This is a genomic window from Pseudomonas sp. UBA6310, assembly GCF_002438225.1.
GTDB classification, from domain to species: Bacteria; Pseudomonadota; Gammaproteobacteria; order Pseudomonadales; family Pseudomonadaceae; genus Pseudomonas_O; species Pseudomonas_O kuykendallii.
The window spans coordinates 1-10,411 of record NZ_DJTK01000079.1 but is presented as its reverse complement, the minus strand read 5'-3'; the positions used below and the strand labels follow the sequence as shown (position 1 = coordinate 10,411).

Here is a 10,411-nt window from a genome sequence, read left to right as displayed (position 1 = left end):
GCCGCGGCACCGGCGATGCCGGCGGCGTCGCCGACGACATAGAGACGCTCGCGGGAAGTCCGCCCGCAATCATCGGTGATCGCGACCCAGCCACCGGCCTTGCGCGAATAACGGTGCCGGGCATGCAGCAGGCGGGTGATTTCGGTGGCCGGCGTGAGCCCGTGACCGACCGCCACGCAATCCACCAGCACCTGCTTGCGCTCGCCGGGCAAGGCACGCCCGGCGCGGTCGCAGGGCGCCAGCTCGGCGCGCAGGCGCTCGCCCTCGGGAATGACCCGCACCAGCGTGTGCCGCGCATACAGCGGCGTTCGCGAACGGCGGATCGCCCAGGCCCAGGCCAGGCCCTGGCGCAGGATGTCCGGGCGCGCCAGCATCGCCGGCAATGCGCGCAGCCAGTCGCCGAGACCGGCCACGTCGACGATCCCGCGCAGTTCGCCACCGGCCTTCAGGGTGCCGGCCGCGACCGCCGCCAGCAGCGGCCCGCAGCCGGCCACCAGGGTGGTCTTGCCGGGCAGGACTTTCTGCGACTTGAGCAGGATGGTGGCGGCGGCCAGGCCGATCACGCCCGGCGTGGTCCAGCCCTCGAACGGGACGACGCGTTCGGTGGTTCCGGAAGCGACAATCAACGCCCGCGACGTGCAGCTCAGCGAACCCTGCGGGCCGACCGCATCGACCTGGAAGTCGGCGGTCACCGCCCACACCTGATGGCCGAGGAAGGCGCTCACCCGGCTCTGCGCCAGGGCCTCGCGCAAGGCGTCGCCGGCCTGGCGCTCGGCGCTGTCATCGCTCATCCCGGCGAACGCCGGCGCGCGGTAGACCTGCCCGCCCGCCGCGCGATTCTCGTCGAACAGGGCGACGCGCAGCCCGGCGGCGGAAGCCGCCAGCGCGGCATTGACGCCGGCAGGACCGGCGCCGAGCACGATGAGGTCGTAGTCACTCATGCAGGCCGACCTCGGCCACGCGGCTTACCGAAAGGCCTTCGCTGACTTCGGTCTGGCAGGCCAGCACCCGGCGGCCGTCGACCATCACCAGGCACTCCTGGCACGAGCCCATCAGGCAGAACATGCCGCGCGGCTGCTGCTCGCGCGGGCTTTCGCGCAGGCCGCGCACGCCTTCGGCGAAGAGTGCCGCGGCGACGCTCTGGCCGGCGCGGGCGGAGTAGCGGCGGCCCTCGAAGTGGAAATCGACGACGACCCCACGGTTTGCATCTTGCATGGCGTATCCCGGTATTGGCGGGCCCTGGAACCGGCCCCGCTTGACAAGTCTTACGCCATGCTATCGTATATGTTCCGTATACGCAAAATACGCAAACGATAGATTCCAGCGAACGAAGCGCCTCTTCCGACCTGGCCCAGCCATCCCTCAAGGAGTTAGCACATGAAGCGACCCCAAGCCCTTAGCCATTTATTGACTGCAGGGCTCATCGCCTGCGCAGTGTTCGGCTCGATGAACGCCAGCGCCCGCTCGCTCGACGAGATCATGCAATCGAAGACGCTCATCGTCGGGGTCAACCCGAACCTTCCGCCGCTGGGCGTGTACGACGAGAAGAACGAGATCTCCGGCTTCGATGTATCGGTCGCACGCAAGATCGCCGCCTCGATGGGCGTGAAACTGGAGCTGGTGCCGATCGGCTCGAACGACCGCGTGCCCTTCATCCTCTCGGACAAGATCGACGCGGTGATGGGCGGCATGACGCGCAACGCCGACCGCCTCAAGGTGGTCGACTTCACCGACCCGGTGAACACCGAAGTGCTGGGCATCCTCACCACCGAGGAAAAACCCTACAAGAGCTGGGAAGAACTCAACGATCCCGCGGTGCGCCTGGTGCAGGTGCGCGGCACCACGCCGGTCAAGCTGATCCAGGAGAAGATTCCGAAGGCCCAGCTGCTGATTCTCGACAACTACCCGGACGCCGTGCGCGCCATCGCCCAGGGCCGTGCCGACGCGCTGATCGACGTGCTCGACTTCATGCTCAGCTACACCAAGAACTACTCGACCAAATGGCGCGTGGTGGATGCTCCGATCGAGGTCGACTACGACTGCATCGGCGTGCAGAAAGGCAACACCGAACTCACCGCGCGGCTGAACAGCGAGATCGCTACGCTGCACAAGTCCGGCTTCATCGCCGAAAGCTGGAAGAAGTGGTTCGGCAGCGCGATGCTGCATGATCCGACCGCCGCGCCCGCTGCTGCCCAGTAGCGCTTCCTGAAACAGACGACGACGCCCGCCATCCGCAGCGGGCGTCGTCTCATCCGTCGAGTAAACCCTTGCGATGACCCTGAATTTCCAACCCCTGCTCGAGCAGTGGCCCTATCTGCTCGGCGGCGCCTGGATCAGCCTGCAGATCGCCGTGCTGGCGTTCGCCTTCGGCATGCTCATCGGCCTGCTCTGCGCGGCCGTGCTGCGCTATGGCCCGCGCTTCGCCCGCAGGATCGTCAGCGCCTACGTGATCTTCGCCACCAACACCCCGCAACTGGTGCAGATCTACTTCCTGTTCTTCGCCCTGCCGGAGGTCGGCGTGACGCTCTCGCCGTTCACCGCGGTGCTGATCGGCGCGACCTTCAACGCCGGCGCCTACCTCTGCGAGATCCAGCGCGCCGGCTTCGACTCGGTTCGCCAGATGGAGATCGAGGCGGCCGAGGTGCTGGGCTTCTCGACGCCGCAGATCATCCGCCACGTGATCCTCCCCCACGTGCTGAAAGTGATGTTCCCGCCCCTGTCCAACCAGTTCATCGTGATGACCCTGGGCACCTCGATGGCCTCGATCTTCGGCGTCGAGGAACTCACCGGGCGCACCTACAACCTGAGCTCGCAGACCTACCTGTCGGTGGAGGCGTTCTCCATCGCCGCGGTGCTCTACATCGCCATCACGCTGATCGCCACGCTGGTCCTGGCGAGCGCCGGGCGCTACCTGTTCCGCGCCAAGATAAAGGCCTTCTGATGTCCGACTTCCACCTGGCCGAGCTGTTTTCCTATTACAACGTCGTGCTGCTGCTCAAGGGGCTCGCGGCGACCTTCCTGCTCTCGGTGATCGGCTGCTTCGCCGGCTTCGTCGCCGGCTTCGTCATCGCCATCCTGCGCATGACCCAGTCGCTGGCCCTCGCACCGCTGCGCGCGGCGGCGTTCACCTACTGTTTCCTGTTCCGGCGGATTCCGTTCCTGGTCACGCTGATGCTGGTGTTCTTCGCCAGCCAGTCGTCGAAGCTGGAGCTGTCGACCTTCTCCGTGGCGCTGGTCAGCGTCTGCCTGATCGCCGCCGCCTACCTCGGCGAGATCATCCGCAGCGGTCTGGAGTCGGTGCACAAGAACCAGTGGGAAGCCGCGCAGACGCTCAACTTCAGCTACCTGGAAAGCCTGCGCCACGTGATCGTTCCGCAGGCCTGGCCGATCATCGTGCCGCCGACCTTCAGCTTCTTCGTGATGTTCATCAAGGACACCGCGCTGGCCTCGCAGATCGGCGTGATGGAGCTGACCTCGGCGAGCAAGGTGCTCACCAACAAGGGCTTTTCGGCCGCGCTGGTCTACGGGACGGTTCTGGTCCTGTATTTCCTGATCTCTTACCCGCTGTCGCGCTTAGGTAAGCGCCTGGAGAACTCTCTTGCCGCAACTCGAAATCGTCGACCTTAAGGCTTCCTACGGGTCGCAGAAGGTACTCGAACACATCAACCTGTCCGTCGAGAAAGGCGAGATCGTCAGCCTGATCGGGCCCTCCGGCTCGGGCAAGAGCACCCTGCTGCGGGTTCTCATGGGCCTGCTGCCGCCCGAACAGGGCACGGTGCGCCTCGACGGCAAGTCGGTGAACTACGCCAACAAGGCCGAGGTGCGCGAACTGCGCTCGTCCATCGCCATCGTCTTCCAGCAGTACAACCTGTTCCAGAACATGACCGTGCTGGAAAACGTGATGATCACCCCGACCCGCATCAAGGGCTGGCCGAAGGCGCAGGTGGAAGCCGACGCCATCCGCCTGCTGACCCGCGTCGGCCTGGCGCACCGCCTCAAGGCCTACCCGGACGAACTCTCCGGCGGCCAGCAGCAGCGCGTCGCCATCGCCCGCGCGCTGGCGCTGAAACCCGAGGTGCTGCTGCTCGACGAGGTCACCGCCGCGCTCGATCCGGAGCTGGTCACCGAGGTGCTCGACACCATCCGCGAACTCGCCTCCGAAGGCATCACCATGTTCATCGTCTCCCATGAAATGAGCTTCGTCCGCGAGGTCTCGTCCAAGGTGGTGTTCATGGCCGACGGTCTGGTCGTGGAGAGCGGCTCGCCGCAGCAGATATTCGATAACCCGCAGGAGCCGCGTGCGCGCGACTTCGTCGGCAAGATCCTTCGCCACTGATCCCTCTTTCAGGTAGCCCCGCGTGAATCAGAGTCCCCTCGTCACCCAACTGCGCCACAGCGTCGACCAGCACTTCCAGGCCGAGGTCGAATTCCTCGCCGACCTGGTACGGCGCCCTTCCGACAACCCCGCCGGCGACTGCGCCGAGCATGCCGAACTCACCGCCCAAGCCCTCGAGGAGCTGGGCTTCGAGGTCGAGCGGCACGCGGTTCCGCAGGCCGAAGTGCACGCCGCCGGCATGCTCAGCGTGACCAATCTGGTGATCCGCCAGCGCTTCGGCGACGGCCCGGTGATCGCCCTCAACGCCCACGGCGACGTGGTCCCGCCCGGCGATGGCTGGAGCTGCGACCCGTATGGCGCGCAGATCCGTGACGGCATGATGTACGGGCGCGGCGCGGCGGTATCCAAGTCGGACTTCGCCACCTACGCCTTCGCCCTGAAGGCGCTGATCGAATCCGGCGCCCCGCTGGCCGGCAGCGTCGAGTTGCACCTGACCTACGACGAGGAAGCCGGCGGCCTGGTCGGCCCGGCGTGGCTGCTGCAGCAGGGCATCGTCAAACCCGATTTCGCCATCTGCGCCGGCTTCACCCACTCGATCACCACCGCGCACAACGGCGCGGTGCACCTGGAAGTGACCGTGCGCGGCAAGTCCGCCCACGCCGCCCGCCCGGACACCGGCCACGACGCCCTGGAAGCGGCGAACAAGGTGCTCACGGCGCTCTACGCCTACCGCGATACCCTGAGCCAGACCCGCTCGCAGACCCGCGGTATCGAGCACCCGACGCTGGTGGTCGGCCTGATCGAGGGCGGGATCAACACCAACGTGGTGCCCGACCGGGTCACCCTGCGCCTGGACCGCCGGGTGATTCCCGAGGAAACCCCGCAGGCCGTGCTCGCCGAGGTGAAGGCGCTGATCTCCGCCAGCGTGGCCGGGCTGCCGGGCATCGGCGTCGAGATGAAGGAAATCCTGGTGACCACGCCGCTGTACCAGATCGACGGTGCCGGGCGCCTCGCCGAAGCCCTGCAGCAGGCCTCCGAGCTGACCCTCGGCCACTCGATTCCCACCGAAGGCGTGCCGCTCTACACCGACGCGCGGCTGTACTGCGAGGCGGGCATTCCCACGGTGATCTACGGCGCCGGCCCGCGCACGCTGCTGGACGCCAACGGCCACCGGGCGGACGAGCGGGTCTCGCTGGAAGACCTGCGCATCGCCACCCAGACGCTCGCCATCGCCCTCAGCGAGCTGCTCAAGCCGGCAAGCTGAGTGGCCCTGGCGGGCGACACGAAGAAAGCTGGACGACGGCGGGCCGAGGCCCGCCAGCGGAGCGGCTACTAAGCGCCTTCGCTGATGCGGTCGAGGACGAACAGCCGCAGGTTCTGCAGGTGGGTGCGCACCGCGGCGCGGGCGGCGTCGGCGTCGCCGGAAAGGTAGGCCTCGAGGATCGCCAGGTGCTCGGCGCGGTCCTCCTCGATGCGGTTGAACGGGCTGACCAGCTCGAACAGCCGGCTGTGAGTGCGCACCTGTTCGATCAGCCTGGCCAGCACCGGGTTGCCCGACGCCTGCGCGTACATGGTGTGAACCTGGTCGTCGATCTGCCAGTGCGCCGGCTCCTGCTGGCCCTTGCCGAGGGACTTGAGCTTCTTGATCAGTTGCTCGATGACGCGCTTGTCGATCTTGCCGATGGAGAGGCCGATGGCCTCGGTCTCCAGCAGCTCGCGCACCTTCATGGTCTGGAAATATTCCTGCGCGCTGACGAAGCGCACCGAATACGACCGTGCCCCGGCGCGCACCAGCAGGCCTTCCCCTTCCAGCCGCAGCAACGCTTCGCGCAGTGGCGTGCGCGAGATGTTCAGCTCTTCGATGAGGCGGCCTTCGACCACCGGCCCGCCGCTGCGCAGGGCCTTTTCTAGGATCATCCGGCGCAACGTCTGATAGGCCAGTTCACCGAGTTTTTCCGGGGCGTTCGTGGGTACTGAAGTCACGGCATTTCCGCTCTGCGATTTGCCGCAAAGTATATGTTATGTATGCGTTCGGAGGAACGCCGGAGGCGGCCCTGCAACACGCCTGAAACCTGCGAACGCGATACTGGCGGCGGGCGCGATGCGACGCCGGCAACCCCGGATGCCGGCATCAATGCGACATCTGGACGCTGACGCTCGCCCGCCCGTACACTCGCCCTCTGGATCCAACGGGCCGGAACAGACGTCACCCCGCCATGAACGCACCCGAACGCCCGATGAGCATCCCCGTCAGCCGATCGACACGGTCGATTGCTGCCGAGCTTCGTCCCGCCTTCGACGACTACGTCCGCCAGCACTGTCGCTCGTTCCTCATCGCGATCAACCTGATCGCCGCCGTGGCCTATCTGTCCTACGCCGCCGTCGACGCCGTCATCATCCCGGACGTCGCCCTGCTCTCGCTGCTGATGCGCGTGATCCTCATCGCCATCGGCCTGTGCAACATCTACCTGCTGTTCCGCTTCGGCCAGAGCACCCTGCTGATGGACCTGCTGCTGCCGCTGCACACGCTGATCTGCACCGCGGCGTGGTTCGAGTTGCTCAAGCACAGCCAGTCGCCGGACATCCCGACGTTCATCTACGCCTCGATCGCCTTCATCGTGCTGTGCAACATGGGCGCGCGGGTATCCTTCGGCGGCGCGCTGGCCTGTTCGCTGGCGGTCAGTGCGGTGATCCTGGCCAGCGTCGTGCAGCTGAGCCCCGACGATTCCCGTGCGTCGCTGGTGTTCCTCCTGGTCTATCTGCCGGTGCTCTGCCTGAGTCTGTTCATCAGCTGGACCAGCACGCGCAACGTGCGCCAGGCGTTTCTCGCCGATGTCGAGGTGCGTCGCCAGCAGGCGGAACTGTCCACCCTCAATCAGTGCCTGGAGCAGCTCGCCGCCACCGACGCCCTCACCTGCGTCGGCAACCGCCGCGCCTTCGACCAGCGCCTGGCGGAAAGCTGGACGATGCAGCAGGCGAACGGCCGCGGCTTCGCCCTGCTGCTGGTCGACATCGACTACTTCAAGGCTTTCAACGACCACTTCGGCCACCAGGCCGGCGACCAGTGCCTGCAGGAAGTCGCCCGCAGCATGGTCGAGACCCTGCGCCACGGCCAGGCGCAGACCTTCCGCTACGGCGGCGAGGAGTTCGCCATCCTGTTGCAGGTGAGCGACGCCGAGGAGCTGTGCAGCATTGCCGAACGGCTGGTCAGCCAGGTCGCCGAACTGGAGATCTCCCACCCGCATCGCCCCGACGCCCAGGAACGCCTGACCATCAGCGTCGGCGTGGCACTGTCGCACGACGAGGGCGTGCAAAGCCCCGAGGATCTGCTGGCGCGCTGCGACCGGCTGCTCTACCGCGCCAAGCAGCAGGGCCGCAACCAGATGTGCCTGGCCCAGGCCTGAGCCCTGGGCGGCGCTCCGGCCTTCAACCCAGATCCAGTCGTTTCAGGCGCGAGGCCAGCGTGGTCGGCTTGAGGCCGAGCAGCTCGGCGGCACCGTTCTTGCCGAACAGCCGTCCGCCGGCCGCCTGCAGCGCCGCCTTCAGGTTGTCGCGTTCGAGCTGGCGCAGCTGGGCATCGGTGAGGATGCCGGCCGGTGCCGCCGGGCTTTCCGGCTCGGCCGCCACCACCGCGCGCGCCGCCGCGCCGGTCGGCAGGTCGATGCGCAGGTCGAGGCCTTCGCTGGTGATCAGCGCCCGCTCGATGACGTTCTGCAACTCGCGGATGTTGCCCGGCCAGGCGTAGGCCTGGAGCCGCTCGATGTCGGACTTGCGCAGGCGCCGGCCGGGCATGTTCAGGCGCTGGCCGACCTGCTTGAGGAAGTGCGCGGCCAGTTGCGGAATGTCCATGGGCCGCTCGCGCAATGCCGGCGAATGAATCGGGAACACGTTGAGGCGGAAGTACAGGTCCTCGCGAAAGCGCTTGGCCTCGGCCTCCGCGCGCAGGTCGCGGTTGGTGGCGGCGACGATGCGCACGTCCACGCGCCGCGTGCGCTCCTCGCCGACCCGCTCGAACTGCCCTTCCTGCAACACGCGCAGCAGCTTGCTCTGCAGCTCCAGCGGAATCTCGCCGATCTCGTCGAGGAACAGCGTGCCGCCGTCGGCCAGCTCGAAGCGCCCGACGCGGTCGCGCAGCGCGCCGGTGAAGGCACCGCGCACGTGGCCGAAGAACTCGCTTTCGAACAGCTCGGCCGGAATCGCCGCGCAGTTCACCCGGATCAGCGGGTTCTGCGCGCGGCGGCTGGCCTGGTGGATGGCCCGCGCGATCAGCTCCTTGCCGGTGCCGGACTCGCCGTGGATCAGCACGCTGGCGTCGGTCGGCGCGACCACATCGATCTGCTTGACGATCTTCAGGATCGGCTCGCTCTGGCCGACGATCTCCCGGTAGTTGTGCTCGATGTGGATCTCTTCCTGGAGGTAGGCGTTCTGCTGCTCCAGGCGCTGCTTGAGCTCCTGCAACTCGGTCAGCGCGGTGTGCAGCTGCGCCTCGGTGCTGCGCCGCTCGGTGATGTCGCGGAACACCACCACCGAGCCGACGATGCGCCCGTCGGCGATCACCGGGGTGCTGGTGAATTCCACCGGGAACATGCTGCCGTCGCGGCGCCAGAAGACTTCCTGGCGGCCTTCGTGGATCAGCCCGTCGTGCACCGCCTTGTAGATCGGGCAGTCCTCCACCGGGTAGTGGCTGCCGTCGGCGTGGCTGTGGTGATGGATGCGGTGGATGTTCTTGCCGATCATCTCGCTCGGCTCCCAACCGAGCATCCGCGCTGCCGCCGGGTTGACGAAAGTGGCCAGGCCTTCGCTGTCGATGCTGTAGATGCCGTCGCCCACCGCGCTGAGCAGCAGCTGGTTGTCGCGCTCGGTTTCCTGGAACAGGTTGAGGATGTTGCGCCACTCGATCAGCCCGCCGCGCATGGTCCGCTCGGTCTGCGCCTGGTCGAGGAAATAGCGCTGCGCACTGCGTTCGCGCAGCACCAGGATCAGGTACTGGGTGCCCTTGAGCCTGAGGCAGGTGGCGGACACCTCCACTTCGATGCGTTCGCCGCTCTTGCAGGCGCAGCTCAGCTCGTCGCTCCAGCCCTTGCCCTCCTCGATCACCGCCTGGGTGAAGACGATCAGGTCGGCGAGCTGATGGCCGAACAGCCGGGTCACGGTCAGTTCGAGCATTTCCTGGCGCGGATAGCCGAACAGCTTGCAGGCGGCGATGTTGAGGTCGACGAAGCGGTTGGCCACCGGATCGAACTGGACGATGGCTTCCGGACAATGCTCGAAGACCATGTGCCGCGAGGCGTAGGCCATGTCGGCCCAGCCGGAGAGGTAATCGGGTTCCGCTGCGTTCATCGCTACGAGTCCTCGTGGTCGATGCCTACGAATTCTCGTAGTTATACGAGATTGCGTACCGCGAGGACAGCATCAGAAAGGCCACGAAAAACCGTATCAGATAAATAAGCAATTGATAATTAAGGATTAGTTCAGGTTTCAAAAAAACTGGCACGCGCTTCGCTCTGTTCCGTTGCAGCCGCAGTCATCACTGTCGAGCCCACCCATAACGGAGAAACGGACCATGCCAAGCGTAGACATTGCCCAGTATCAGGACGGCGACTTCCTGGTGAATTACGAAGAAAAGGTCTTCGAGGACGTCAAGGCCGAACCGGGCGAGAAGGCCCTGCTGACCTTCCACACCATCGCCTTCGAAGGCTCCATCGGCCTGGTCAACATGCTCCAGGCCAAGCGCCTGCTGCGCAAGGGCTTCGAGACCAAGGTGCTGCTCTACGGACCGGGCGTGCAGCTCGGCGTGCAGCGCGGCTTCCCGACCCTCGGCGCCGAAGCCTTCCCCGGCCACCTTGCGGTGAACAACCAGATCAAGGCGTTCATGGCCGAGGGCGGCGAGGTCTACGCCTGCCGCTTCGCCCTGCAGGCGCTCTACGGGCAGACCGAGAAGGCGCTGATCGAGGGCATCCGCCCGATCAACCCGCTGGACGTGATGGACCTGCGCCTGCTGATGCGCCGCGAGGGCGCGCTGATCATCGACACCTGGACGGCGTGATCACTATCTCCCCTCTCCCGTTCACGGGA

11 protein-coding genes are annotated in these 10,411 nt (G+C 66.4%); 7 read left to right on the top strand and 4 right to left on the bottom strand.

Annotation, left to right across the window (positions count from 1 at the left end; genetic code table 11):
* The coding region (locus B3E91_RS19315; RefSeq protein WP_287031038.1) for an NAD(P)/FAD-dependent oxidoreductase at positions 1–941 on the bottom strand (941 nt) is incomplete at its 3' end.
* The gene (locus tag B3E91_RS19310) at positions 934–1,215 is read right to left on the bottom strand and encodes a (2Fe-2S)-binding protein (RefSeq protein WP_287031037.1); all 282 of its coding nucleotides are present in this window, start codon (positions 1,213–1,215) and stop codon (positions 934–936) included. The genes B3E91_RS19310 and B3E91_RS19315, both read right to left, overlap by 8 nt.
* 162 nt (positions 1,216–1,377) lie before the next feature.
* Here B3E91_RS19310 and B3E91_RS19305 point away from each other — a divergent pair, with 162 nt between their 5' ends.
* The 5 genes from B3E91_RS19305 to B3E91_RS19285 all read left to right on the top strand — a co-directional run bounded on the left by B3E91_RS19305 (position 1,378) and on the right by B3E91_RS19285 (position 5,600).
* Positions 1,378–2,199, top strand: a complete 822-nt coding sequence (locus B3E91_RS19305) for a transporter substrate-binding domain-containing protein (RefSeq protein WP_287031036.1) — start codon at positions 1,378–1,380, stop codon at positions 2,197–2,199.
* Positions 2,200–2,272: 73 nt separating this feature from the next.
* Complete coding sequence (locus tag B3E91_RS19300) at positions 2,273–2,941, top strand: amino acid ABC transporter permease (RefSeq protein ID WP_090223707.1); 669 nt, start codon at positions 2,273–2,275, stop codon at positions 2,939–2,941.
* Positions 2,941–3,627: an amino acid ABC transporter permease gene (locus B3E91_RS19295; RefSeq protein WP_282339230.1), complete on the top strand. Its 687-nt coding sequence runs from the start codon at positions 2,941–2,943 to the stop codon at positions 3,625–3,627. The genes B3E91_RS19300 and B3E91_RS19295 overlap by 1 nt, the downstream gene beginning before the upstream one ends.
* Positions 3,599–4,336, top strand: a complete 738-nt coding sequence (locus B3E91_RS19290; RefSeq protein WP_090223711.1) for an amino acid ABC transporter ATP-binding protein — start codon at positions 3,599–3,601, stop codon at positions 4,334–4,336. The genes B3E91_RS19295 and B3E91_RS19290 overlap by 29 nt, the downstream gene beginning before the upstream one ends.
* Before the next feature lie 22 nt (positions 4,337–4,358).
* The gene (locus B3E91_RS19285; protein WP_287031035.1) at positions 4,359–5,600 is read left to right on the top strand and encodes an ArgE/DapE family deacylase; all 1,242 of its coding nucleotides are present in this window, start codon (positions 4,359–4,361) and stop codon (positions 5,598–5,600) included.
* 68 nt (positions 5,601–5,668) lie between these two features.
* Here the strand turns inward: B3E91_RS19285 and B3E91_RS19280 are convergent, their stop codons facing one another.
* Positions 5,669–6,319, bottom strand: coding sequence for a GntR family transcriptional regulator (locus tag B3E91_RS19280; protein ID WP_090223714.1), 651 nt, complete (start codon positions 6,317–6,319; stop codon positions 5,669–5,671).
* Positions 6,320–6,573: 254 nt separating this feature from the next.
* Here B3E91_RS19280 and B3E91_RS19275 point away from each other — a divergent pair, with 254 nt between their 5' ends.
* Complete coding sequence (locus tag B3E91_RS19275; protein ID WP_287031034.1) at positions 6,574–7,740, top strand: GGDEF domain-containing protein; 1,167 nt, start codon at positions 6,574–6,576, stop codon at positions 7,738–7,740.
* A 22-nt stretch (positions 7,741–7,762) separates the two neighbouring features.
* Here the strand turns inward: B3E91_RS19275 and B3E91_RS19270 are convergent, their stop codons facing one another.
* Positions 7,763–9,676, bottom strand: a complete 1,914-nt coding sequence (locus tag B3E91_RS19270) for a sigma 54-interacting transcriptional regulator (RefSeq protein WP_090223718.1) — start codon at positions 9,674–9,676, stop codon at positions 7,763–7,765.
* Between the two features lie 223 nt (positions 9,677–9,899).
* On the opposite strand from B3E91_RS19270, the gene B3E91_RS19265 reads away from it, so the two are divergent.
* Complete coding sequence (locus tag B3E91_RS19265; protein ID WP_090223720.1) at positions 9,900–10,382, top strand: MSMEG_0572/Sll0783 family nitrogen starvation response protein; 483 nt, start codon at positions 9,900–9,902, stop codon at positions 10,380–10,382.
* The last annotated feature ends 29 nt before the right edge of the window (positions 10,383–10,411 follow it).

What these genes read in the sequence shown, in the direction of transcription:
- B3E91_RS19305 (WP_287031036.1), top strand. Translation starts at nt 1,378, where the DNA reads ATGAAGCGACCCCAAGCCCTTAGCCATTTATTGACTGCAGGGCTCATC.
- B3E91_RS19275 (WP_287031034.1), top strand. Translation starts at nt 6,574, where the DNA reads ATGAGCATCCCCGTCAGCCGATCGACACGGTCGATTGCTGCCGAGCTT.
- B3E91_RS19310 (WP_287031037.1), bottom strand. Translation starts at nt 1,215, where the DNA reads ATGCAAGATGCAAACCGTGGGGTCGTCGTCGATTTCCACTTCGAGGGC.
- B3E91_RS19295 (WP_282339230.1), top strand. Translation starts at nt 2,941, where the DNA reads ATGTCCGACTTCCACCTGGCCGAGCTGTTTTCCTATTACAACGTCGTG.
- B3E91_RS19300 (WP_090223707.1), top strand. Translation starts at nt 2,273, where the DNA reads ATGACCCTGAATTTCCAACCCCTGCTCGAGCAGTGGCCCTATCTGCTC.
- B3E91_RS19265 (WP_090223720.1), top strand. Translation starts at nt 9,900, where the DNA reads ATGCCAAGCGTAGACATTGCCCAGTATCAGGACGGCGACTTCCTGGTG.
- B3E91_RS19270 (WP_090223718.1), bottom strand. Translation starts at nt 9,676, where the DNA reads ATGAACGCAGCGGAACCCGATTACCTCTCCGGCTGGGCCGACATGGCC.